This window comes from Arthrobacter sp. 4R501, from assembly GCF_002929755.1.
Classification (GTDB): domain Bacteria; phylum Actinomycetota; class Actinomycetes; order Actinomycetales; family Micrococcaceae; genus Arthrobacter.
Genome location: NZ_PJIW01000004.1, coordinates 200622 through 224437 on the forward strand (window position 1 = coordinate 200622; position 23816 = coordinate 224437).

At 67.3% G+C, this 23816-nt stretch carries 18 protein-coding genes; 6 read left to right on the forward strand and 12 right to left on the reverse strand.

What is annotated here, in order from left to right; translation table 11 throughout:
* Positions 1–20: 20 nt before the first annotated feature.
* On the reverse strand, positions 21–1574 hold the full coding sequence (locus tag CXR02_RS05260) for an SDR family oxidoreductase (RefSeq protein WP_181037125.1): 1554 nt from the start codon (positions 1572–1574) through the stop codon (positions 21–23).
* 178 nt (positions 1575–1752) lie between these two features.
* On the opposite strand from CXR02_RS05260, the gene mfd reads away from it, so the two are divergent.
* Both mfd and CXR02_RS05270 read left to right on the forward strand, forming a co-directional pair.
* The gene (gene mfd, locus CXR02_RS05265) at positions 1753–5445 is read left to right on the forward strand and encodes a transcription-repair coupling factor (RefSeq protein ID WP_104061025.1); all 3693 of its coding nucleotides are present in this window, start codon (positions 1753–1755) and stop codon (positions 5443–5445) included.
* 6 nt (positions 5446–5451) lie between these two features.
* Entirely contained in the window at positions 5452–6273 is an 822-nt protein-coding gene (locus CXR02_RS05270) for a metal-dependent hydrolase (RefSeq protein WP_104061026.1), read from the forward strand.
* Positions 6274–6370: 97 nt separating this feature from the next.
* On the opposite strand, the gene CXR02_RS05275 is transcribed toward CXR02_RS05270, so the two are convergent.
* The 6 genes from CXR02_RS05275 to nirB all read right to left on the reverse strand — a co-directional run bounded on the left by CXR02_RS05275 (position 6371) and on the right by nirB (position 13447).
* Positions 6371–6616, reverse strand: coding sequence for a hypothetical protein (locus CXR02_RS05275; protein ID WP_104061027.1), 246 nt, complete (start codon positions 6614–6616; stop codon positions 6371–6373).
* A gap of 52 nt (positions 6617–6668) precedes the next feature.
* Positions 6669–7394: a deoxyribose-phosphate aldolase gene (gene deoC, locus CXR02_RS05280; RefSeq protein WP_104061028.1), complete on the reverse strand. Its 726-nt coding sequence runs from the start codon at positions 7392–7394 to the stop codon at positions 6669–6671.
* A gap of 101 nt (positions 7395–7495) precedes the next feature.
* Complete coding sequence (locus CXR02_RS05285) at positions 7496–8404, reverse strand: FAD-dependent oxidoreductase (protein WP_104061029.1); 909 nt, start codon at positions 8402–8404, stop codon at positions 7496–7498.
* 206 nt (positions 8405–8610) lie between these two features.
* On the reverse strand, positions 8611–9765 hold the full coding sequence (locus CXR02_RS05290) for a uroporphyrinogen-III synthase (RefSeq protein WP_104061030.1): 1155 nt from the start codon (positions 9763–9765) through the stop codon (positions 8611–8613).
* A gap of 14 nt (positions 9766–9779) precedes the next feature.
* Positions 9780–10814 (reverse strand): uroporphyrinogen-III C-methyltransferase, encoded by a 1035-nt coding sequence (cobA, locus tag CXR02_RS05295; RefSeq protein WP_104061031.1) that lies wholly within the window; start codon positions 10812–10814, stop codon positions 9780–9782.
* Positions 10815–10816: 2 nt separating this feature from the next.
* The gene (gene nirB / locus CXR02_RS05300) at positions 10817–13447 is read right to left on the reverse strand and encodes a nitrite reductase large subunit NirB (protein WP_104061032.1); all 2631 of its coding nucleotides are present in this window, start codon (positions 13445–13447) and stop codon (positions 10817–10819) included.
* A 263-nt stretch (positions 13448–13710) separates the two neighbouring features.
* Here nirB and nirD point away from each other — a divergent pair, with 263 nt between their 5' ends.
* A complete protein-coding gene (gene nirD, locus CXR02_RS05305) occupies positions 13711–14073 on the forward strand; it encodes a nitrite reductase small subunit NirD (RefSeq protein WP_104061033.1) in 363 nt (120 codons plus the stop codon).
* A 7-nt stretch (positions 14074–14080) separates the two neighbouring features.
* On the opposite strand, the gene CXR02_RS05310 is transcribed toward nirD, so the two are convergent.
* A complete protein-coding gene (locus CXR02_RS05310; protein WP_104061034.1) occupies positions 14081–15847 on the reverse strand; it encodes a phospho-sugar mutase in 1767 nt (588 codons plus the stop codon).
* Between the two features lie 112 nt (positions 15848–15959).
* Here CXR02_RS05310 and CXR02_RS05315 point away from each other — a divergent pair, with 112 nt between their 5' ends.
* Positions 15960–16445 carry an Rrf2 family transcriptional regulator gene (locus CXR02_RS05315; RefSeq protein ID WP_104061035.1) on the forward strand — a complete coding sequence of 162 codons (486 nt, stop codon included), beginning with the start codon at positions 15960–15962 and terminating at the stop codon, positions 16443–16445.
* 77 nt (positions 16446–16522) lie between these two features.
* On the opposite strand, the gene CXR02_RS05320 is transcribed toward CXR02_RS05315, so the two are convergent.
* Positions 16523–17341 (reverse strand): purine-nucleoside phosphorylase, encoded by an 819-nt coding sequence (locus CXR02_RS05320; protein ID WP_104061036.1) that lies wholly within the window; start codon positions 17339–17341, stop codon positions 16523–16525.
* A gap of 128 nt (positions 17342–17469) precedes the next feature.
* Between CXR02_RS05320 and CXR02_RS05325 the strand changes: the two genes are divergently transcribed.
* Positions 17470–18885 (forward strand): NAD(P)H-quinone dehydrogenase, encoded by a 1416-nt coding sequence (locus CXR02_RS05325; protein WP_104061037.1) that lies wholly within the window; start codon positions 17470–17472, stop codon positions 18883–18885.
* A 155-nt stretch (positions 18886–19040) separates the two neighbouring features.
* Positions 19041–19226, forward strand: coding sequence for a PspC domain-containing protein (locus tag CXR02_RS05330; protein ID WP_056348113.1), 186 nt, complete (start codon positions 19041–19043; stop codon positions 19224–19226).
* Between the two features lie 28 nt (positions 19227–19254).
* Here CXR02_RS05330 and CXR02_RS05335 read toward each other — a convergent pair whose 3' ends face one another.
* The 3 genes from CXR02_RS05335 to CXR02_RS05345 form a co-directional block, all read right to left on the reverse strand.
* Positions 19255–19950 (reverse strand): hypothetical protein, encoded by a 696-nt coding sequence (locus tag CXR02_RS05335; protein ID WP_104061038.1) that lies wholly within the window; start codon positions 19948–19950, stop codon positions 19255–19257.
* 81 nt (positions 19951–20031) lie between these two features.
* Positions 20032–21594: an FAD-dependent oxidoreductase gene (locus CXR02_RS05340; protein ID WP_104061039.1), complete on the reverse strand. Its 1563-nt coding sequence runs from the start codon at positions 21592–21594 to the stop codon at positions 20032–20034.
* A complete protein-coding gene (locus tag CXR02_RS05345) occupies positions 21591–23816 on the reverse strand; it encodes a molybdopterin oxidoreductase family protein (RefSeq protein ID WP_104061040.1) in 2226 nt (741 codons plus the stop codon). Before CXR02_RS05345 ends, CXR02_RS05340 begins: the two co-directional genes overlap by 4 nt.

Here is a 23816-nt window from a genome sequence, read left to right on the forward strand (position 1 = left end):
CGCTTTTTGCTCCCCACATCCTACGGGGAGCCTTGCCTGTTGTTGGAACCGGCCTGCGCGCTGTCGGCGCTGGCGATTTTCTGCGCCGCCGTGGTGATGTTCCGTGCCATCGCCGGAAATATGAGGCTGTGGAAGGGCAGCACGGCAAGCCAGTAGAGCTTTCCGCTGAGGCCCTTGGGGAAGAAAATGGCCCGCTGCCGGTAGCGGCTGCCCGTCCCGTCAGGTTCCACGGACAGTTCAAGCCAAGCACGTCCGGGGGCGCGCATCTCCGCGCGGAGGCGCAACAGTTTTCCGCGCTCGATCCGTTCCACGCGCCACCAGTCCACCACTTCGCCCGAGGCCAGCGTGCCGGGGTGTCGGCGTCCCCGCAGCAGGCCAGCGCCGCCGGTGAGCTTGTCCAGCCAGCCACGTACGCGCCATGCCAGCGGCAGGGAATACCAGCCGTTCCGGCCACCGATTCCTTCGATGATGGTCCACACGTGGGCGGGATCAACATTGCCGTGGAAGGTCCGCTCATCCACGTAGACCGTATGGCCCGCCCAGTCCGGATCACTGGGCAGCGGATCGGCGTCGGCCCCGGCATTTGACCAGGTGGTTTCCACCTGGCCGTCACGCTCCTTGCCCAGGGCGAGGGCAACGGCCCGCCGGTACGGGGTCAGGCCGCCCGCCGGCACCGGGATATGGGCGTCGATGTCGTGCTCGCGGGACACGGCATCGTGCTGCAGCGACTCGACGAGCGGGAGCGACATGGACAGCGGGATGGGCGTGGTCAGGGCCACCCACACGCCGGCGAGCCTCGGGGCGGGAATGGGCAGAGCCAGCACCACCCGGTAGGGCAGCCCGGCCTCGGCGGCGTATTCCTTCATCATGCCCGCGTAGCTCAGGACCTGCCGGCAGCCAATGTCGAAGGTGCGGTTGACGGGCCCGTCCAAGGATGCGGCGCCCACAAGGTAGTGCAGCACGTCCCGGACGGCGATCGCCTCGATCTTGTTGCGCACCCAGCTCGGGGCCGGCATCAGCGGAAGCGTTTCGGACAGGTGGCGGATCATTTCGAAGGACGCGGACCCGGAGCCGATCACCACCCCGGCCTGGAAGACCACCGAGTCCACCGCGCTGTCCAGGAACACCTCTCCCACGGCTTCCCGGGACCGCATGTGGGTGGACAGTTCCACGTTGGCCGGGTGCAGGCCGCCCAGGTAGACGATCCGGCCTACGCCGGCCGCGGCGGCGGCTGTGGCGGCCGTTTCCGCCATGGCCTTTTCCTTGGACTCGAAGCCGGCGCCGGAAGCCATGGAGTGGACGAGGTAGTAGAGCACGTCGACGCCGGCCAGCGCCTGCTCGAGGGCTCCGCCGTCGTCGAGACTGCTCTCGATGACCTCAACCTTGCCCAGCCACGGCACGCCGGCGATCTTTGCCGGGGTTCTGACCAGGACCTTGACGGTGTGCCCGGCCTCCAGCAGCCGGGGGACCAGGCGGCCGCCGATGTAGCCGGTGGCGCCGGTCACCAGGACGGTTCGCGCCGGCCCCGGTGCCACGGTCGGGGGAGTGTCGCTCGGGCTGTTGCTATCGCTCACTGAAAGCTCCTCAGGACGGCAGGCGGAGGCGCGCAACAGGCGCGCTTCCTCAGCAAGCTTAGCAACGGATTGCCCGGCGGGCCCCGGGGCAGGGGTAGGCTGGGATGACCCGGGATTCGAAGTGAATTTCGGGCTTTCGTGTTGCCTGCGATCCCATGAACCCACAGGAGTTTCCGCCATGAGCCCCACTGGCCCGTCCCATCCTGGCCCGTCCAACGGTGGTCCCTCGCTGACCGGACTGCGCCGTGTCCTGGCAGAAGACCAGACGTTCGCGCGGGTCCAGGCGGAGGCGGCCAGGGGTTTTGACGTCCGGGGCCAGGACTACCAGATCAGCGCGCCGGCCGGACTCCGCGCCGTCCTGCTGGCGGAAATGGCAGACGGCTTGGACGCCGGCGCCGACGAAGGAACTCCCGACGGCGGGCTCCCTCCTGTGGTGCTGGCGGTCACCGCGACAGGACGCGAAGCAGAGGATCTGACAGCGGCCCTGCGCGCTTACCTGCCGGCCGATTCAGTGGCCGAGTTCCCCAGTTGGGAAACCCTGCCACACGAACGGCTCTCGCCCCGCTCCGACACGGTGGGCCGCCGGCTGTCCGTCCTGCGCCGCCTGGCGCACCCGGAAAGTTCGACGGCGGGCCGGCTGCGTGTGGTGGTGGCACCGGTGCGCGCGGTGGTCCAACCGATCGTCGCCGGGCTGGGTGACCTGGTTCCGGTCACCCTGAAGGTGGGCCAGGACATGCCGTTCTCCAGTGTGGTGCGGAGCCTTGCCGATGCCGCCTACGCACGCGTGGACATGGTTACCCGCCGCGGCGAGTTTGCCGTCCGCGGCGGCATCATCGACGTCTTCCCGCCCACCGAGGACCATCCCATCCGGGTGGAGTTCTTCGGCGACGAGGTGGACCAGATGCGCTGGTTCGCGGTGGCCGACCAGCGCTCGCTGTCGGCGCCCGGGGTGCACCACCCCGCCGAGCTCCACGCCCCGCCCTGCCGCGAAATTCTCATCACGCCGTCGGTGATGTCGCGCGCAGCCACCCTGAAGGCGCAGCTTCCCGCGGCCGCGGACATGCTGGAGAAGATCGCCGGCGGCATCGCCGTGGAAGGGATGGAATCCCTGGCCCCGGTATTGGTGGACGCTATGGTCCCGTTCGTGGAGCAGCTGCCCGCCGGGTCCATCTCGGTGATCATTGAACCGGAAAAGGTCCGCCGGCGCGCACATGATCTTGCGGCCACCAACGAGGAGTTCCTGGAAGCAGCCTGGTCCACGGCCTCGGATGGCGGCACGGCTCCTCTGGACCTCAGTTCGCAGGCGTCGGCAGCTTTGCACTCAGCCAGCTTCCGTTCCCTGGCCGAAACCCGGAGCTTCTCGCTGGAGCACGAGGTGTCCTGGTGGTCCATCACGTCGCTGGCCTCTGATGAAGAGCTGCTGCCCGAGATTGACGTCCTGAACCTCCGCGCCCGCGAACCGCGCGGGTACCAGGGTGATGTGGCCGAAATGATGGACTTCATCGGCTCCCACGTCCGGGACCAGTGGCGGATCGTAGTGGCCACGGAGGGTCCCGGCCCGGCGCAGCGCCTGGCGGAACTTTTCCACGACGCCGACATCCCCTGCGCCAGGGTGGACACCCTTGAGAAGGAGCCGCAGGCGGGCATCATCGAGGTGACCACTGCCGCCGTCGGACGCGGTTTTGTCCTGGACAGCCTCAAGCTGGGGCTGCTCACCGAAGCGGATCTGCTGGGACGGACCTCCGCAGGCTCCACCAAGGACATGCGGCGCATGCCGTCCAAGCGGCGGAACGCCGTGGACCCGTTGCAGCTGGTCAACGGCGATTCCGTGGTGCACGAACAGCACGGCATTGGCCGCTTCATCGAACTCATCCAGCGCAAGGTGGCCGGCGGCGGAGACGGCGTCCGCGAGTACCTGGTCCTGGAATACGCCCCGTCCAAGCGCGGCGCCCCCGGGGACCGCCTGTTTGTCCCCACCGACCAGCTGGACCAGGTGACCCGCTACGTTGGCGGTGATACCCCGGTGCTCAGCAAGATGGGCGGCTCCGACTGGGCCAGCACCAAGTCCAAGGCACGCAAGGCCGTCAAGGAGATCGCCGGCGAGCTCATCCGGCTGTACTCCGCGCGGATGGCCTCCAAGGGCCATGCCTTCGGGCCGGACACTCCGTGGCAGCGTGAGCTGGAGGAGGCCTTCCCGTACGTGGAGACGCCGGACCAGCTGACCACCATCAATGAGGTCAAGGCGGACATGGAGCGCGAGATCCCCATGGACCGCCTGGTGTCCGGCGACGTGGGCTACGGCAAAACCGAGATCGCCGTCCGGGCCGCGTTCAAGGCGGTCCAGGACGGGAAGCAGGTGGCGATCCTGGTGCCCACCACCCTGCTCGCCCAGCAGCACTTCGAAACGTTCACCGAGCGCTTCTCCGGCTTCCCCCTGCGGGTCAAGGCCCTGTCGCGGTTCCAGGGGGCCAAGGAAACCAAAGAGACCGTTGAGGGCGTCAAGAGCGGCTCCGTTGACGTCGTCATCGGCACCCACCGGCTGCTGTCCAAGGACTTCGCGTTCAAGGATCTGGGCCTGGTGATCGTGGACGAGGAGCAGCGCTTCGGTGTGGAGCATAAGGAAGCACTGAAGAAAATGCGGACCAACGTGGACGTGCTGGCCATGAGCGCCACCCCGATTCCGCGGACCCTGGAGATGTCACTGACGGGCATCCGGGAAACGTCCACGCTGGCCACCCCGCCGGAGGAACGCCACCCCGTCCTCACATATGTGGGCCCATACACGGACAAGCAGACCTCGGCGGCCATCCGGCGTGAGCTGATGCGCGAAGGCCAGATGTTCTTTGTGCACAACCGGGTGTCCACCATCGACCGGACGGCCGCGAAGATCCGTGAACTGGTTCCGGAAGCACGTGTTGAGGTGGCGCACGGACAGATGTCCGAGAGCCGGCTGGAGCAGATCATCGTGGATTTCTGGGAAAAGCGTTTTGACGTCCTGGTGTGCACCACCATCATCGAAACCGGCCTGGACATCTCCAACGCCAACACGCTGATCGTGGACGGGGCCGACAAGTACGGCCTCTCCCAGCTGCACCAGCTCCGCGGCCGGGTGGGCCGCGGCCGTGAACGCGCCTACGCCTACTTCCTGTACCCGTCCGAGAAGCCCCTGGGCGAGGTGGCCCTGGAACGCCTCAAGGCCGTGGCCACCCACAACGAGCTCGGCGCCGGCATGCAGCTGGCCATGAAGGACCTCGAAATCCGCGGCGCCGGCAACCTGCTGGGCGGCGAGCAGTCCGGCCACATCCAGGGCGTCGGGTTCGACCTCTACATCCGCCTGGTGGGTGAGGCGGTGGCCGACTTCCGCGGCGACGCCGAGGAAAAGGCCGCCGAAATGAAGATCGAGCTGCCGGTCAACGCCCACCTCCCGCACGATTATGTGCCGGGGGAGCGGCTCCGCCTGGAGGCCTACCGCAAGCTGGCCTCCGCGTTGACGTACGAGGCCATCGAGGAGGTCCTGGCCGAGCTTGTGGACCGTTACGGTGAGCCGCCGCTGCCGGTCCAGAACCTCATTGCCGTGGCCCGCTTCCGGGTGGGTGCCCGCGAAGCCGGCCTGTCCGACGTCGCGCTCCAGGGGAACTTCATCAAGTTCTCGCCCGCGCAGCTGCCGGAGTCGAAGCTGATGCGGCTGACCCGGATGTACCCGGGGTCCCAGTCCAAGCCCGCCCTGGACGCGGTGCTGATTCCAAAGCCCAAGACGGCGAGGATCGGCGGCCGCGACCTGCAGGACGCCGAAATCCTGGAATGGGCCAACGGGGTCATCCGCAACATCTTCTCCGACGCGCCGCTCGCCGCTCCGGCAGTAAGAGGTTAGAGCTTGATGGGAGGACATCACGCCGCGTCGGGGGCCGCGGCGTGGGTAGCCATTGCCTCAACAGGGCCGTACACACTGGGCTGGTATCCGCTGGACGCCACGGGGATCCTCATCGGCGGGATGGCGACGGCGGGGACGGCGCTCGTGTGCGACTGGGACCACCGCCACAGCACGGTGGCCAACTCGCTGCCGCCGCTGTCCAACCTGATTGCCGTGGGGATTGAGAACGCCAGCGGCGGGCACCGTCAAGGCACCCACTCGGTGCTCGGGGCGGCGTGCTTTGTGCTGCTGGCCATGCTGGCCGGGCAGTTCCAGCTGCAGACGGACTGGGGCCTGCTGTCCGTGGGTGCAGGCCTGCTGTGCATGTTCATGATCAACATTGCGGCCAAGGCACTGAAGCTGTTTCCCAAGTCCGGATTCATCAGCAACTGGATTTTTGCCCTGACCATGGCCGGACTGGTGACCTGGTTCGCGCCGGAACAGTGGACCTGGCTGCCTGTCTCGATGCTGACCGGGGTGGTAGTCCACATTGTGGGGGACATGATCACCACCGGGGGCGTGCCGCTGCTCTGGCCGATCGTCATCAAGCCACCGAAGTTCCTCCGGAAGCTGCCGGTGCTCAACGACGTCTGGAAAGCCAACGGCGCCTTTTCCCTGCCGCTGCTGGGCCGCGCCGGTTCCAAGCGCGAGTGGCTGGTCCTGATCCCGGTCAGCGCCTACGCGATGGTGGGCATGTGCGTAGCGGCGTGGTCGTTGGCAAAGGCACATTTCCCAGCCGCCATGGCGATCGGAAAGACCGCGGTCAGCCGCCTGCTTGGCGCGGGCTGACACGGGCTGTGCTTGAGCGGCCAGTCCAGTTCATGACTTAAAAAGGCTGCGGCCCCGGAATATCCGGGGCCGCAGACCATTAAGTTACCGAGGGTGCTTACTTGCCGCCGGCTGAATCGGAGCGGCCCATGATGGTCTGCGGGATCCAGAACGCCAGGAAGAACATGCCCAGGCAGGCGGCCATCGGCCACGGGTTGCCGAGCGTGAGGAAGGACAGGGAGTAGATGGAGCCCAGGAACAGCGCCATCATGGGTACAAACAGAAGGACGCTGCCCAGAAGGCTGTTCTCGTTCTGTGGGGTCTGTACCGTGGTGTTGCCGGACTCGGTGGTCTTGCTGGACATTGTTTCCTCCTTGGCCCCGCGGGGCTCAAACTGTGGCGGCTCCGGGCCGGCGTCAGTAGCTGGCTGAACCCTGTTCACCGTTGACGATGGCGATGCCGGAGCTGGCACCAATACGTGTTGCACCTGCAGCAATCATAGCCTGCGCGTCGGCAAGGGAACGTACGCCGCCGGACGCCTTGACGCCGAGATCGGGGCCGACGGTTCGGCGCATCAGGGCGATGTCCTCGGCCGTGGCGCCCCCGCCGTTGAACCCCGTGGACGTCTTGACGAAGTCCGCCCCGGCCTCCACTGCGGCCTCGCAGGCGAGAACCTTCTGGTCATCATTGAGCAATGCGGTTTCGATGATGACCTTCAGGATGGCGCCGCTGGCGTGCACCGCTTCTGCGACTGAGGCGATGTCCTCGACCAGGGCGCCTTTGTCGCCGGCACGGGCAGCGGCGATGTTGATGACCATGTCGACCTCGTCGGCGCCGTCCAGGACGGCTCCGCGGGCTTCAAAGGTCTTGACATCGGTGGGAATCGCCCCCAGCGGGAACCCGACCACCGAGCAGGTCAGAACCCCGGACCCCTTGAGGGCGGTCTTGACGGTCTTGACCCAGATGGGGTTAATGCAGACTGACTTGAAGTGGTATTCGGCGGCCTCGGCACACACTTTGAGGATCGCTGCTTCGCTGGCCTCAGGCTTGAGCAGCGTGTGGTCAATGTAGGAAGCAATGTTGCCCGACGCTGAGACCGTTCCGGCTCCAGTTTGGTCGGTAGGAGTGGCTGCGTTGCTCATGATGGTCCTTTCCATGTGGCCTTGTGGGCCGCCGGAGCCACGCGGTGCGTGGCTGTTCAGGTGACCATCTTGTCACAGCGGGTGTCGCGGCGGGCGGACGCTTACGCGGCCGCAGGCACACGCTCCGCCACACCCGCGGCCACGCCTTCCACGACGCGGGCTGCCAGGCTTTCCGCCGCTGATGTAGCCGTCATCAGCTGCGCGGCGCAGGCTCCGGCGGCAGAAGCCGCGGCGACCAGCAGTCCCAGCCGGACGCCGTCGAACGCTGCGGCGTCACCAATCGCCCAGATGCCGGAGACCGATGTCCTGAAGTCCTTGCGGATGGCGATTCCGCCGTTGGGGGCGGTGGCGAGTCCGGCACTGGCGGCGAGTCCATCGCGGGCAACCCGCTCTTCGGCCAGGACAACCAGGTCCCCGTTCATGCTGCTGCCGTCCTCGAAAACAACCCCGGAGGCGGTCAGGCCTGAGCCGTGGATGGAGTGCACCACGGCGGCCGGCCGGACCGTTGTGCGGATGGGCCTGACGCCGCGGGCCCGCAGCACCGCTTCGGCCTGGCCCGCCGCCGCGCCGGTTCCCACGAGGATTCCCAGTGGCCGCCGGCCCAGTTCCCGCGTCACTTCCTTGACGGCGTCGCCGATCCGGGCGGCGTCGTCGATCGTGGAGTAGCTCAGGCAGCGGCCGGCGCCCGCCACGGGGGACGCGACGGGCGCTGATCCGGTGGCGATGACCAGTTCGTCGTAGCCCAGTTCCATGCCGTCGGCGGTGGTGACGGAGCGGTTCCGCGCGTCGATGAAGCTCGCTGGCTGGCCGAAGCGGACGGATACCTGGGGCAGCTCTGCGAGCTCCAGGAGTTCGGCGGGAGCGTCGTCCCGGTTGCTCAGGACGGTGACGGTGCCGCGGAAGCGTGCACCGTCCAGCTGGCGGACCAGCGCCTGTGCGGCGGGCCCTGCCCCGGCGATGACGATGCGCGGAGCCGCGGAAACTGAGGTGGACGGTGCCGGAGCGGACATGTGCTGGCCCTTTCGCTGGCGGCCGCTGGAGCGGCCGGGACTTCGTGATGAATCCCAGCGTAGGCGGCGGGCTTTTCAGGCGTGTTTCCCCGCTGTTGCTGGGAAAACACCCTTTGTTCGCAAGCGTTTACCGGCCGGTAACAAAACCCGTGACGCACCTCTCAGTGCGCTCCGGACTGACACAAAGGCGGCCTGAGCCCGCGTCCCTAGACACGGATCCGGTAACCCCTCTTGACCACAGTCTCCACCAGGCGGCCGTCCGGCAGTGATGACCGCAGGCGGCTGACAGTCATGTCCAGGGCGTGGACCGAGCCCTTCAGCTCGAGCAGCTCCGACAGCGATTCCCGGGAAAGCACGGCCCCACCGGCCCCCAGGAGGGCACGCAGCAGCAGCAGCGGCGCAGGGGCCAGCTCAACCTGCGCCCCGTCGACCCGCAGGCTGCGGCCGCGCAGCTCAAGGTTGCCGGACGCGGTGTCCAGCCGCCGCACATGGTTCAGGGCGAGGTGCTCGCACACCAGCCGGATGAGGGCGCCCATCCGGAACCGTTCCGGAACGAGCGGCGAGATACCGGCGTCGAGCAGGGGCTGGGCCGTGACGGGCCCCACCACCGCCGTGGTGACGTTGGTTTTCAGGCTTTCGATGAGCTGCTTGTAGACGCCCATTTCGTGGGCGGTGCTCCACACGGCATCGACGGCGGGGGCGCTCGTGAAGGTGAGCACATCCAGATTGCCGCTGCACACAGCCTCGATGAGGCGCGGAAGCCGGTCTTCGCCGTCGGGCTTTACCCAGCGGTAAGGGGTGACCGTCAGGACCGTGGCGCCGGACATGCGTAGCCGTTCCAGCTGCCGGACGTCCGTGTAGCCGTGCAGCTGCACGGCCACGGTCTTGCCCCGCACGCCTTCGGCGAGCAGCATGTCCACCAGCGTTGCGGTGGTTTCGTCGCTGCTGATTCCGACGTCGGCGAGTCCGGCCGCGCGGACGGCGCCGCGGGCTTTGGGGCCCCGGACGAACATCCGGCACGCCCCAAGGGTTTCCAGGAGCTGCTCACCGATCCCAAACGAATCAGCAGCTTCGCACCAGCGGCGCATGCCGTACGCCGTAGTGGCGATGCACAGGTCCGGGCGTGCGTCGATGATGGCCTTGGTGTCCTCGATCAGGCGGATGTCCTCCTGCACCGGGGCGATCTTGAGGGCCGGCGCGTGCAGTACTTCCGCGCCGCGGCGTTCCAGTGCCTCGATGAGGTCCCGGGAGCGCCGGTGCGAGGTGACTCCGATGCGGAAGCCCTCCAGCGGGGAGTCCGCAGCCTCCGGCCCGGACGTCGCTTCAAGCTGGGCAGGTTCAGCTGGTGCCAGTGCGTTCATGGGGGTCAATCCTTTCATGAACCGAGCAGCGAGGCCGCCAGCCGGTCGAGGTCGGCGGCGGCCTCAGCATGCCCGCGGTTGGCTTCTGCCACGCGAACCACCTCGCCAATGACCAGCACGGCGGGATTGCTGCACCCGGCAGCGGCGGAGGTGATGGTGCCCAGGTCCGCGATGGTGGTGCGCTGGCCGGGGCGGTAACCGCGTTCGACGACGGCCATGGGCATGTCGGGGCGCATGCCGGCTTTGCGGAGCCCGGCCGCGAGCTGGTGCAGGGTGCCGATGCCCATCAGGACCACAATGGTGCCTCCCAGTCCGGCCAGGTGCGTGTGTTCCTTTTCGGTCAGCGGCGCGTGGCCGGAGACCACGGTGAACATGTGGCTGACCTCGCGGTGCGTGACGGGGATGCCGGCGGCCGCCGGCACGGAGATCGCGCTGGTGACACCCGAGATGACACGGACGGGCACACCCGCCGCCACACAGGAAGCCACTTCCTCGCCGCCACGGCCGAAGACGTAGGGGTCGCCTCCCTTGAGGCGGACCACGTTCTTGCCGGCGAGAGCGCTCTCAACCATCAGCTTTTCGATGTCGGCCTGGCCCACCTTGTGGTGGCCGGGCTTCTTGCCCACATCCACCAGTTCGGCGGAGGTCAGGTCCGGCAGGTCCTGGCAGGGAGCCAGCCGGTCGAAGAACACCACGTCCGCATCGCGGAGGGCCTTCACGGCGGCGACGGTCAGCAGCTCGGTGGTGCCGGGTCCGCCGCCCACCAGGGTGACGTGGCCGACCGGTCCGGCGGCCGGCTCGGCCGCCACCGGGATGCCGGTCGCGGCGCAGCGCTCGAGCAGGGACTCCCAGCCGGGCTGGCCGTCGTCGACCGCCGCGACCAGGAACGGACGCTCGGGGAGCGGGCCGTCATGCGCTGCACCCGCAGGGGTGCTGAGGCGGTAGACGACGGCGCCCGCGGCCGCGTAGCGGCGGACCGCCTGGCGGGCGGCGTGGTCGGATCCGGTGACCAGGACTTCGCGGCCGGTGAGATCAATGCTGAGCTGCATGGCTATACCTCGTTCTCGGCGCGAGGCCGCATGGGGATGGAGGCGCCGATCAGGACCTTGCCTTTTTCCTCCGCAGTGGCAGGGCGCATCTGGCCACGCTCGTCGGAAACGAAGGTGATGGAGTCATCCTTCTGGTCAGGCGCGTTGACGAAGGAACGGAACCGGCGCAGACGCTCGGGGTCCTTCAGGGTGTCCGCCCATTCGTCCACGTAGGTGTCAACGTGCTTGGCCATGGCGGCTTCGAGCTCCTCGGCGATGCCCAGGGTGTCCTTGACCACCACGTCCTCGACGTGCTGGATGCCGCCGTCGAGCTCTTCCTGCCAGCGCGCGGTGCGCTGCAGGCGGTCCGCCGTGCGGATGTAGTACATAAAGTAGCGGTCGATGTACTTGATCAGGGTTTCGTCGTCGAGGTCCTTGGCCAGCAGCTGGGCGTGGGCAGGGGTGGCGCCGCCGTTACCGCCGACGTACAGGTTCCAGCCGTCGGCCGTGGCGATCACGCCGACGTCCTTGCCGCGGGCCTCGGCACATTCGCGGGCGCAGCCGGAGACGCCCATCTTGAGCTTGTGCGGGCTGCGGAGGCCGCGGTACCGGAGCTCGAGCTGGATGGCCATGGCCACCGAATCCTGGACACCGAAGCGGCACCAGGTGGAACCAACACAGGACTTCACGGTGCGCAGGCTCTTGCCGTACGCCTGGCCGGACTCGAAGCCGGCGTCCACCAGTTCCTTCCAGATTTCCGGCAGCTCTTCCAGCCGGGCACCGAACATGTCGATCCGCTGGCCGCCGGTGATCTTGGTGTACAGGTTGTACTTCTCGGCCACGGCGGCGATGACGCCGAGCTTCTTGGGGGTGATTTCGCCGCCGGCGATGCGGGGGACCACCGAGTAGGTGCCGTCCTTCTGCATGTTGGCGAGGGCGCGGTCGTTGGTGTCCTGCAGCGTGCCGCGGCCGGCGTCCAGGACGTAGGCGCTGTTCTGGCTGGCCAGGATGTTGGCGATGGTGGGCTTGCAGATGTCGCAGCCGGCGCCGGTGCCGTACTTGGCCATGATCTCCTCGAAGGAGGTCAGTTCCAGGACGCGGATGGCGTCGAAGAGTTCCTGGCGTGACAGTTCGATGTGCTCGCAGAGGGCCTTGGACACCTCGACGCCGGACTTGGTGAGTTCGGTTTCCAGCAGCTTCTTGAGCATCGGGACGCAGGATCCGCAGCTGGTTCCGGCGCGGGTGCAGCCCTTGAGTTCGGCAAGTTCCTGGACGGGGGCGTTGCCGTCGCAGGCGCCGCAGCCGTTGACGGTGTCGCGGATGGTCCCGGCGGAGACGTTGTTGCAGGAACACAGGATGGCGTCGTCCGGCAGTTCGGTGTCCGGGGCGTCGCCGCCGCCGGCCGCCGTGAGGTACGCGCCGGGCTCGGCGCTGAGTTCGCGGCCCAGGAGCGGGCGGAGGCTGGTGTAGGGGCTGGCGTCGCCCACAAAGATGCCGCCCAGGAGGGTCTTAGCATCGTCGGTGGTGACGATTTTTTGGTAGACACCGCGGGCGGGATCGGCGTAAACGATTTCGAGCGAGTGCTCGGTCTTGGCGAAGCCGTCGCCGAAGCTGGCTACGTCCACACCGGAGAGCTTCAGCTTGGTGGCAGTGTCGAAACCGGGGAAGGTGGCCTCGCCGCCGTGCAGGCGGTCGGCCACGATCTCTGCCATGGTGTTGGCAGGGGCAACCAGGCCCAGGCACATGCCTTCGAAGTTGGCCACCTCGCCGATGGCCCAGATTCCGTCGACCTCGGTGGCACAGGAGTCGTCGATGACCACACCGCCACGCTGGCCCAGGCTGAACACCTGTTCGTCGCCCTCGGCGGCGCGGAAGAGTTCGTCGCGGGGCCGGACGCCGATGGCTACGATCACCATGTCTGCATCGATGATGCGGCCGTCGGCCATAAGGACACCCGTCACCTGGCCCTCATCGTCGGACAGGACTTCCGAGGGGAAGACACCGCCGTGGACTGCAAAGCCCTTGGCCTTGATGAGCCGGCCCATTGCCTGGCCCGCGCCTTCATCCAGCTGGGTGGCCATCAGCCACTGCGAACCGTCGATAACGATCGGGTTGGCGCCGAGCTGCTCCGTGCCGGCGGCCGATTCGAGCCCGAGGAGGCCGCCACCGATGGTGACGGCATTGACCTTGCGGCCGAGCTTTTCCGTGAGCTCGGTGATGGACTTGTTGATGGCCCAGACGTCTTCGAGCGTGCGGTAGACGTGGGTGAGCTCGTTGCCGGGGATGGGCAGGCGGGCGGCATTCGAGCCGGTTGCGACCACCAGATCGTCGTATTCGAAGGTGTTGCCGGCGGCGGTTTCAACCGTCTTGGCTTCGGCGTTGATCTTCACCACGCGCTCGCCGGTCTTCAGTTCAAGGGAAGCGTGGTCCCACATCGACGCGGACCCCAGCGTCAGGTCGACACCGGTGTCCGTGAGGGCCTTGGAGAGCGCTACCCGGTCATAGGGCAGGTGGGCTTCCTCCGTGAGGACCGTGACGTGCCAGCCTTCGAGGCCACGGGAATGCATGGCATCGGCGAAGCGGTGGGCGGCGGGGCCGCCACCGGCGACGACGATGCGGCGCGTGTTCTCTGAGCTTGAAGTCTGTTCGGTCACTGTGGGCCTTTCGCATGGGCCGCAGACGGAATTCTGCGACCTTCTCTGACGAGGTATGCATTCAGACTAGGCAGTCGCAGTTTCGCTTCAGTTTCCCTTATGTTTCGTAGGCTTAACTTCTGCATCACGAACGCGTTTCCGATCGGGTGAGGTCTCTTTTACGCGCCGGACACATTCACTGCACGCCTTTGAAACACCCGTTGCCTAAATTGTTTGGTACGGCCATAAAGGTGGCCAATCAAGCACGGGGAGAGGAGCCGGACATGACGGCAACACTGGAACTTGGGGCGCTCGCCGCCGACACCGCGACGTGGCACCGGGTCTGCGCCGTGGACGAGCTTGAGCTTGCCTGGGGCGAAGCAGCCCTCATTGAAGGCCGCCAGGTGGCACTCTTCCGGACAGGTCCCAGTGAGGTTTTTGCCGTGGCCCACGAAGATCCGGCCACCGGCGCCCACGTGATGGCCCGCGGCATTCTGGGTTCACGCGGCACCCGTCCCACCATCGCTTCGCCGCTGCACAAAGAGGTCTACGACCTGGAGACCGGCGAATGCTTCGGAACTGCCGCGGTGCGCCTGGAAACGTTCAGCACCCGCATTTCCGACGGTTTCATCGAGGTCGCGGTCTAACGACCCTTCAGAGCCCGAGGGCCTCGCGGACATCGTCGAGCACATTGTCCAGGGCTGTCCGGGCTGTCTGCCGGGCTTCCGGCAGCTCGGCCGCTGACTCAACCGGGAGGATGACTTCCAAGTAGCACTTGAGCTTGGGCTCGGTGCCGCTGGGCCGGATGATGACCCGGGTCTCGTCCCGGGTCAGGTACAGCAGGCCATCGGTGGGCGGCAGGTGCTCGCTCCCTTCGGCCAGGTCTACAAAAGTCTCAACAGCGGACGAACCGAACGAATCGGGCGGGCTCACCCGGAGCCGGTTCATCATGGCGTCCAGCAGGCCCAGATCCGCCACCCGGATGCTCAGTTGGTCGCTGGCGTGAAGCCCGTGCTGAAGGTAGAGCTCGTCCAGGGTGTCGAAGATGGTTTTCCTGTCCGCCTTGGCGGCGGCAGCCATTTCCGCGATGAGGACAGCGGCGGAGATCCCGTCCTTGTCCCGGACCAGTTCAGGTGCAACGCAATAGCCCAGGGCTTCCTCGTAGCCGTAGACCAGCCCGGGCACCCGGGAAATCCACTTGAACCCGGTCAGCGTTTCCTCATGCGCGTAGCCTGCCGCGGCGGCGATGCGGGAGAGCAGGCGCGAGGACACAATCGAATTGGCGAAGACGCCGGCCCCTTCGTCGCTGGCTGCTTCAACCGCACTGGTGGTTTCGTCGGAGCCGGCCGTCAGCCGGGCCACAATGTGTGCCCCCAGCAGCGCGCCCACCTCGTCGCCGCGCAGCATGCGCCACGCGCCGGTGTCAGGATCCTTCGCCGCCACTGCAACGCGGTCAGCATCCGGATCGTTGGCCAGGACAATATCGGCCTCCACACGGGCGGCGGTCTCCAATGCCAGGTCCAGGGCGCCGGGTTCCTCCGGATTCGGAAAGTTCACCGTGGGAAAGTCGGGATCCGGCTCAGCCTGTTCGGCCACCAGTGTGACATCGGCAAAGCCGGCAGCATTCAGCACCGCCACGGCAGTCTCGCCGCCGACGCCGTGCATGGGCGTCAGGACAATCCGCAGGTCGCGGGACGGGAAGCGGGCCGCATCGGCGAGTGCCGCCGTCGCGCGTTCATACTCCGCCGCAACCGACGGGTCCAGGACCGTCCAGCCGTCCGCGGCAAGGGTGATGGACTCCAGTGCGCCCACGGCATCGATCCGCGCGGCGATCCGGGCGTCGTGGGGCGCCACGATCTGCGCTCCGCGGCCGCTGCCCTCCACGGCATGGCGGCCCAGGTACACCTTGTATCCGTTGTCCTGCGGGGGATTGTGGCTTGCCGTCACCATCACACCGCCGTCGCAATCCAGGGCCCGGACGGCGAAAGCGAGCAGCGGGGTGGGCAGTGCGGACGGCATCAGGAAGGTTTCAATCCCGGCGGCGGTGAAGATGGCCGCCGTTTCCTCGGCGAAGATGTCCGAGTTATGGCGGGCGTCATAGCCGACGACGGCGCGTGGCCGGGTCCCGGGGGCAGCCTCACCCACCGCATCAACCAGGAAGTCGGCGAGGCCGGCGGCGGCGCGGCGCACCACCACGCGGTTCATCCGGTTCGGCCCGGCGCCCAGGGCGGCACGGAGGCCTGCGGTGCCGAACTGCAGCGTGCCGCTGAAGCTGTCGGCCAGTTCCTGCGACGCTGCCGGCGAGCCCTCTTCCGCGAGTTGCAGCAGTTCGGTGAGCTCTGCGGCTGTGGTGGGATCCGGATCTTTGGCCGCCCATTCGCGGGCGTGGCTGAACAAGGAGGCGGCATCGGAGGACGTCATGCGGTCAACGCTATCGTCATTGCTTCAGGAACGGCGCCTGAACACTCGCCTGTGACAGCGGAAAGCAGCGAAATCCTTGCAGTAAATTTTCTGGAGAAGTAATGTCGCGAATATGAAATTGGGGGAGGGTGTTGAGTGGGGGCTGCATAGCTGCGTCAACATGTCCTGGACCCCGCCGGGGGAGGCAGTCAGCAGCGCACGGCTGGCCGAGTTCTACAAGCTTCCCGCCGCATATCTGAACAAACAGCTCCAGGCCCTGGTGCGGGCCGGGATCCTGACCTCCGTATCCGGCCCGCGGGGCGGCTTCTCGCTGGCCCGGCGTCCGGACCGGATTTCCGTCCTTGATGTGGTCCTGGCCATCGAAGGAAATGACCATGCCTTCCGGTGCGAAGGCATCGCCAAGGACGCCCCGGGTGCGAGCATGGACGCCGACTACGCGCGCACCTGCCTTATCTCGCAGACGATGCGCCACGCCGAAGTCACCTGGCGGACTGAGCTGTCCCGGCAGAGCATTGCCGGGATCGCCCAGTCCATCGAGCGCCGCTTTCCCGATGCCCGGGAGTCCACCGTCCTGCAGCTGGTCGGTCCGCGAACCTGACCCGCCCTACAGCAACGCCGGGTCACTGGACGCCCATGGGAAAGCCTCCATTGGGCGCTTAGTGACCCCGCGTTGGCCTAAAGCTTGGCGATGATCCCAGCCAGCAGTTTGGAAATCCGCGGTCCGGCGGCCTGGCCGGACTCGATGACTTCCTGGTGGCTGAGAGGCATGGCGCTGATCCCGGCTGCGAGGTTGGTGACCAGCGAAATTCCGAACACTTCCATGCCTGCGTGCCGGCCGGCGATCGCTTCCAATGCGGTGGACATGCCCACCAGGTCCGCGCCGATCCGCTTGGCGTACTGGACTTCGGCCGGCGTTTCGTAATGCGGTCCGCTGAACTGGGCATAGACGCCTTCCTCCAGCGAGGAGTCCACTTCACGGGCGAGGGCACGGATGCGCGAGCTGTACAGATCCGTCAGATCAACAAACGTTGCACCTTCCAGCGGGGACGTGGCGGTGAGGTTGATGTGATCTTTGATGAGGACCGGAGTGCCCGGCGTCCAGCTTTCGTTCAGCCCTCCGCATCCGTTGGTGAGGACCAGGGTTTTGCAGCCGGCAGCGGCAGCGGTGCGGATGCCGTGGACCACGGCGCGGACGCCTTTGCCCTCGTAGTAGTGTGTCCGTGCGCCCAGGACCAGCGCGCGTTTGCCCTCTTTGGTCAGGACCGAGCGGATGGTGCCCACATGTCCTTCCACGGCCGGGGCGTGGAAGCCCGGGACAGTGTCGGCGGTCAGGGTGGCCGTGGTCTCGCCGATGAGTTCGGCGGCTTCAGCCCAGCCTGAGCCCAGGACGAGCGCGACGTCGTGATTGTCCACCCCGGTCTCCTGCGCGATGTACTCAGCGGCGGAGCGCGCCGCGGCGAAAGGGTCCGTGTTCTGGAAGTTTGTATTACTCACTGGTACAAGTTATCGTGCCGGTGCCGCTGTGCACAGTGGCAACAGCGTCGCGCCGGGCCGCAGACGGCACCGTGACGGGCCACTCTTTTATTGGTGGTCCCTGCGCAGATGCGCGAGAATGGTTGATTGTGACTACGCACCCTGATTTCAGCTCCCCCCGGATCGCAATCCTCGGAGGTGGCCCCGGCGGATACGAAGCCGCTATGGTCGCTGCCTCGCTGGGAGCGCAGGTCACCATCATCGAACGCGCGGGCATGGGCGGCTCGGCCGTGCTGACCGACGTCGTGCCTTCCAAGACCCTGATCGCGACGGCGGATCTGATGACCCGCGTCGGTGAGGCGGGCGAGCTGGGCGTGAAGTTCGACGTCGACGGTGGCGACTTTGTGCCGGCGATGCGCGCCGACCTCAAACACATTAACGACCGCCTGCTGGGCCTTGCCCGCCAGCAGTCCACGGACATCTCCACTGGGCTGGAGCACCAGAACGTGCGCATCCTGCTCGGTTCGGGCAAGCTCCTGGACAGCCACACCATCGAGGTCCTGACCGCTGACGGCACCGAAATCGTGGAAGCGGACACCATTCTGCTGGCCGTCGGCGCGCACCCCCGCGAGCTGCCCACCGCGCGGCCGGACGGGGAACGCATCCTGAACTGGGCGCAGATCTACAACCTTGACGAGCTTCCCGAGGAACTGATTGTGGTGGGCTCCGGTGTGACCGGTGCCGAGTTCGCCTCCGCCTACAACGGCCTGGGCTCCAAAGTCACCCTGATCTCCAGCCGCGACAGGGTGCTCCCCGGTTCGGACACCGACGCCGCGGAGGTGCTGGAGGAAGTCTTCGAGCGCCGCGGTGTGCGCGTGCTGTCCCGCGCCCGTGCCGAAACCGTCGAGCGGACCGACGACGGCGTGGTGGTCACCCTTGGTGACGGATCGAAAGTCACCGGCAGCCACTGCCTGGTCTGCGTGGGGTCCATCCCGAACACCGCCGGCATTGGCCTTGAAGAGGCCGGCGTGGCCCTCACCGAGAGCGGCCATATAAAGGTCGACGGCGTCTCCCGCACCACGGCGCCCAACATCTACGCCGCCGGCGACTGCACCGGCGTGCTGGCTTTGGCCTCGGTGGCCGCAATGCAGGGCCGGATCGCGATCGCCCATTTCCTGGGCGACAGCGTTATGCCGCTCAAGCTTCACCAGGTGGCGTCCAACATCTTCACCTCACCCGAGATCGCGAACGTGGGCGTCTCCGAGGCCGAGATCCAGTCCGGCAAATACCAGGGCGACATCGTCAAACTCTCGCTCAAGAGCAATGCCCGCGCCAAAATGCGCAACCACAAGGACGGCTTCGTCAAGATCTTCGCGCGTAAGGGCTCCGGCACCGTGATTGGCGGTGTTGTGGTGGGGCCGAACGCTTCCGAGCTGATCTTCGCCATCTCCCTTGCAGTCACCCAGAAGCTCCACGTCGACGACGTCGCCAACACTTTCACCGTCTACCCGTCGCTGAGCGGGTCCATCTCCGAAGCGGCCCGGCGCCTGCACGTCCATATGTAGCAGGTCCCGGTGGTGGTCGAGCCCCGGTGGTTGAAGCTTGGGCCCACGACCGCAGGGTCCCCTGTCCGAGCTTGCGAGGTCAGGGAGCGGTTGGGGAGCGAAACCCGAGGGACCCGGCAGTCTCTATCGCTGGCATTCTCCGGTAGCGTGGCCGCATGACTACAGCACTGGAGCGGCCACGCCGCGGAAAAATCATCGGCGGCGTCTGCGCCGCCCTTTCAGCCCGATTCGGGATCCCGAAGTTCCTGGTCAGGCTCGGCTTTGTGATCTTTGGCTTGGTGGGGATCGGCGAGCTGGTCTACATCGCGCTGTGGATCATGATTCCGAAGGCGCCGGCCTAAAGACCGCCCGGATTCCCGGCCTCGACGCCTAGGCCAGGGCGTAGGGCGGCACGGTGCTGCCGGAAGTAAAGGGGATGAACCAGCCCTCGATACGCTGTGTCCCGGCGTCTATTTCCGGGATGTCGGGGCTGTCCGAGTAGAGAGCTGGACTCTCCGCCTCCTCCAACAGGACTTCCTCGACCTGAGCACGCCAGTCTTCCGGGAGGTCGAGTTCATAGATGTCCTCGGTGATTTCCGCCTGATCGAGCAGGCAGCGGACGGCGAGTTCGGCTGCGAGGCATCCGGGGGCTGTCCAGCCGCGGACCAGAGATGCCGTCACATCGGAAGCGACGACGATGAACTTCCGGGTAAACGTCGCGTCGTAGCTGGCGGCGAACTGACGCGGCAGCGAGGACAGCACAGCGGAACCGGCGACATCAGCCGGAGTAACCGCATCCAGGGCGGTCAGGGTCCCCAGATCGCGGAAGAGCTGGTCCACGAGCAGGCCCGACGAGTTCCACAGAAGGCCTGCCAGCAGGAGTGTCTGGCTCACAGCGGTTTTCCGGTCTTCCGGCGAGACAGCTGCCATTTCGTCCAGGTCTTCCGGCTCGAACTGCAGCTGCTGTTCCGGCGTCATGTCATCCGGGTGCGGATCAAGGCCCAAGAGTTCCAGGCTCAGTCCGGTCAGCTTCCCAGCGTCGGCCAGCAGTACTTCGGTGATGTCGTCTTCTTCGTCGGCATTCATGGCCCCGATGCTACCGCCCGCCCGCCGTCGCGTCCGATTCCGTGACGCGGACATGTCCGGGCTCGCCGGCTTCAGTTCACATCAGGCGGCGGGAGCCGCCTGGAAGTGTTTTTCGATGAGCCCCTTGATGTCCTCGTGGCAGCCGCCGCAGCCGGTACCGGCGCGGGTTGCCTTGGACACCTCGGCCACGGTGGAGCAGCCTTCCGCCACGGCGCCCTGGATCTTGGCGCCGCTGACTCCGGCGCAGCGGCATACGGTGCCAGCCGGATCGGCGGGACCGGACGCGGCCAGCTGGTCCGGGCCATCGAGCCGGAGCAGCAGTGACCTGTCGGCCGGCAGTTCCGCACCGCGTTCGAAGAGTCCCACGAGCTCGGCGGCGGTCCGCGGCATACCCACGGCCACCAGGCCTTCCAGCACTCCACCGCGGGTGGTCATCTTCACGTAGCGGCCGTGTTCCGGATCGGCCCACTGGGCGATCTGCAGCCGCGGCCGGCCGTTCACGGCGCCGGCGGTGAGCACGTCTTCGTCCCATGGCTCGGCACCGTTGTCGCCGGCCACAGCCATGTTCATGCCGCGGGCCTTCAGTACAATGACACCGGCCTGCTCCTGGGGCAGCTCCTGCAGCGTGTCGGCGTCCTCCTGCGTGCCGGTGGCCAGCATGGTCAGGTATTCGGCCAGCCATTCGGCCTGCCGCCACCCGGGACCCACCAGGCCGGATGGGCCCTTCGCCGTGCGGCATTCGCCGCAGGCCGGATCCGGGCAGCGAACCTCGGCGCAGTCGCCGATCGCGAAGATGTGCGGCTCGTGGTGGGCACGGAGCCGGTGGTCCACCAGGATGCCAGCACCAACCGACAGGCCGCAGCCTTCGGCCAGCTCGGTCCGGGGACGGACACCGCACGAGATGACCAGGAGGTCGCCGTCGATCGCCGAACCGTCATTGAGCAGCAGGGCCGAGAATCCGCCGTCGGGCGCGTTGTGCTCCACCCCGGTGGACCGGGCGTTGCCGGCCATCCGCACGCCGCAACGGCGCAGGCTGGCCGCCAGGACCGCGCCGCCGCCCCGGTCGATGTTGCGTCCCAGCGGGTGCGGCCCGTTGTGCACCACCGTAACGGTGGCGCCTTCCTCGGCAGCCGCGAGGGCTGTCTCGAGGCCCAGGACGCCGCCGCCCAGCACCACAACACGCTTGCCGCCGTCGACCGCTGCGCGCAAAACCGAAGCGTCGCGGAGATCCCGGAGCGCCGTGACGCCGGCGGGAAGGACGGGGGAAGCGGGATCCGGGTTGATGCCGGTCAGGTTGGGGATGACGGGCCGGGAACCCGTGGCGAAGACGAGCCGCTCATAGTGGGCGGAGGTACCGTCTGTAAGGATCACCTGCTGGCGGGCGCGGTCCACGCGGCGGACCCGCACGCCGAGCCGGACGTCCACGCCATCCGCGGCCAGGGCTGCGGCATCGGAGAGGGCCAGGGCATCGGCAGTGGTGCGTCCGACGCCCAGATCGGCCACCAGCACACGGTTGTACGCGGCCTCGGCTTCCTCGCCCACGACAGTGAGGCTGACGTGCCCGTCGCGGACCGCTGGCAGCAGTTCATCGATCAGGCGGGCAGCCACGGGGCCGAAACCAACAATGACAATCTGCTCACTCATGAGGCCTCCGATGTCTGAAGAACACTGTTCTGAAGTCCGGTTGCGACCGCCCGGACCCACACCTTGTTGAACTTGAATTCGGGCATCCCGGAAATGGGATCCGTTGCCGCCTCGGTGAGGCGGTTGGCGCTTTCAAGCTCCGGGAAATGGAACGGCAGGAAGACTGTCTCGGGCCGGATCGCGGTGCTGAGTTCCGCACGGCAGACCACCTCGCCGCGTTCATTGGCCACCGAGACAAAAGCCCCTTCGGTGATGCCCATGGCGGCCGCTGCGGCGGGGTGGATCTGCATTTTTGCTTCGGGCTGGGTGGCCAGCAGCTCGGACACCCGCCGGGTTTGCGTCCCGGACTGGTAGTGCTCCAGGAGGCGGCCGGTGATGAGGGTCATGGTTTTCGCGGCCGGGTCCGGGTTGGCGGCCGGCGTACGACGACGGCGGGGCGTCACCGGGGTCATGACCGCCTTGCCGCCGGCGTGGGCGAACGTATCCAGGAATAGCCGGGGCGTGCCGGTGCTGCCTGCGGGGTACGGCCAGTAGGCGGCCTCACCGCGGTCCAGCATGGCGTAATCAATGCCGGAGTAGTCGGCATGCCCGCCGGCCGAGGCCAGCCGCAGCTCCTCGAAGACCGTTTCCGGATCTTCGCTGTACGTGGACGGGGCCTCAAGCGCTTCTGCCAGCCGGGCCATGATCCACAGTTCGCTGCGTGCGCCGGCCGGCGGCTGCAGGGCCTGGCGGCGGCGGAGGACGCGCCCCTCGAGGTTGGTGAGCGTGCCCTCCTCCTCGGCCCACTGCAGGACCGGGAGGATGAGGTCGGCTTCGGCGGCGGTCTCGGACATAAAGAAGTCGCAGACCACAAGGAAGTCCAGGCTGCGGAGCCCGGCGATGACGGCGTTTGCATCGGGGGAGGCCACCGCGATGTTGGAGGCGTGCACAAAAAGGCACCGGACGCCGTCGGGCTGTCCCAGGGACTTCAGCAACTGGACGGCGGGCAATCCCGGCCCGGGAATGGTTTCCTCCGGGACGCCCCAGATACCGGCCATGTGGGCGCGGGCGGCGGGATCGGTGATCTTCCGGTAGCCGGGAAGCTGGTCGGCCTTCTGGCCGTGCTCGCGGCCGCCCTGGCCGTTGCCCTGGCCGGTGAGGGTGCCGTAGCCGCTGCGCCGTGAGCCGGGCAGTCCGAGGAGGAGGCTGAGGTTGATCGCGGCGGTGGCGGTGTCCGTGCCGTCCACGTGCTGTTCCACGCCGCGTCCGGTGAGGATGTAGCTGCCGCCCTTGCCCGCGCCGTCGGCAAGCCTGCGGGCGGTTTCCCGGATGAGCTCAGCGGGGACGCCGGTGAGGGACTGGACGCGTTCGGGCCAGAACGAGTTGACGCTGCGGACCACGGCTTCGTAGCCGGTGGTGCGTGCCGCGATGAAGTCGTCGTCTGCCAGACCCTCGTGGATGATCACGTGCGAGAGGCCCAGCAGGAGGGTTAGGTCGGTGCCCGGCAGGGGCTGGAGGTGAAGGCCACCGCCGTCGGCCGTGAACTTCGCCGTGGCTGAACGGCGGGGATCCACCACGATCAGCCCGCCGGCGTCGCGGGCCCCCTGGAGGTGCTGCACAAACGGCGGCATGGTTTCGGCCACGTTGGAGCCGAGCATCATGATGGTGCTGGCCGAGTCCAGGTCTTCCAGCGGGAACGGGAGGCCGCGGTCCAGGCCGAAGGCGCGCATCCCGGCGGCCGCGGCGGAGGACATGCAGAAGCGGCCGTTGTAGTCGATGCGTGAGGTGCCCAGGGCCAGGCGGGCGAACTTGCCCAGCATGTAGGCCTTCTCGTTGGTGAGGCCGCCGCCGCCGAAAACCCCGACGGCGTCCTTACCGTAGCGTGCCTGCGTGTCCTTCACGGCGGTGGTGACCAGCGCCAGGGCCTGGTCCCAGCCGATGGGGCGATGGACACCGTCGGCGCCCTTGAGCAGGGGTTCGGTGACCCGTCCGGGGTGGTTGAGGAGCGTGGCTGAGGTCCAGCCCTTGCGGCAGAGGCCACCCCGGTTGGTGGGGAAGTCCCGGCCGCTCACTTCGAGGAGGGGGGCCTTCAGGGTGGCGTCCGCAGCGGCCAGCGCTGCGGATTCAGCCGGCACGGGGACTGACCCCGGCTCGGAAGCCGGGGTCAGTACCGCTGGTGACGTGAGCGTCATGGCGCACTGCAGGGCGCAGTAAGGGCAGTGCGTGTCGGCGCTTTTGGTCAT

What these genes read in the sequence shown, in the direction of transcription:
- CXR02_RS05330 (WP_056348113.1), top strand. Translation starts at nt 19,041, where the DNA reads ATGACTACAGCACTGGAGCGGCCACGCCGCGGAAAAATCATCGGCGGC.
- CXR02_RS05315 (WP_104061035.1), top strand. Translation starts at nt 15,960, where the DNA reads ATGAAATTGGGGGAGGGTGTTGAGTGGGGGCTGCATAGCTGCGTCAAC.
- CXR02_RS05290 (WP_104061030.1), bottom strand. Translation starts at nt 9,765, where the DNA reads ATGAACGCACTGGCACCAGCTGAACCTGCCCAGCTTGAAGCGACGTCC.
- deoC (WP_104061028.1), bottom strand. Translation starts at nt 7,394, where the DNA reads ATGAGCAACGCAGCCACTCCTACCGACCAAACTGGAGCCGGAACGGTC.
- CXR02_RS05285 (WP_104061029.1), bottom strand. Translation starts at nt 8,404, where the DNA reads ATGTCCGCTCCGGCACCGTCCACCTCAGTTTCCGCGGCTCCGCGCATC.
- mfd (WP_104061025.1), top strand. Translation starts at nt 1,753, where the DNA reads ATGAGCCCCACTGGCCCGTCCCATCCTGGCCCGTCCAACGGTGGTCCC.
- CXR02_RS05335 (WP_104061038.1), bottom strand. Translation starts at nt 19,950, where the DNA reads ATGAATGCCGACGAAGAAGACGACATCACCGAAGTACTGCTGGCCGAC.
- CXR02_RS05310 (WP_104061034.1), bottom strand. Translation starts at nt 15,847, where the DNA reads ATGACGTCCTCCGATGCCGCCTCCTTGTTCAGCCACGCCCGCGAATGG.
- CXR02_RS05345 (WP_104061040.1), bottom strand. Translation starts at nt 23,816, where the DNA reads ATGACCAAAAGCGCCGACACGCACTGCCCTTACTGCGCCCTGCAGTGC.
- CXR02_RS05270 (WP_104061026.1), top strand. Translation starts at nt 5,452, where the DNA reads ATGGGAGGACATCACGCCGCGTCGGGGGCCGCGGCGTGGGTAGCCATT.
- CXR02_RS05275 (WP_104061027.1), bottom strand. Translation starts at nt 6,616, where the DNA reads ATGTCCAGCAAGACCACCGAGTCCGGCAACACCACGGTACAGACCCCA.
- nirD (WP_104061033.1), top strand. Translation starts at nt 13,711, where the DNA reads ATGACGGCAACACTGGAACTTGGGGCGCTCGCCGCCGACACCGCGACG.
- cobA (WP_104061031.1), bottom strand. Translation starts at nt 10,814, where the DNA reads ATGCAGCTCAGCATTGATCTCACCGGCCGCGAAGTCCTGGTCACCGGA.
- CXR02_RS05340 (WP_104061039.1), bottom strand. Translation starts at nt 21,594, where the DNA reads ATGAGTGAGCAGATTGTCATTGTTGGTTTCGGCCCCGTGGCTGCCCGC.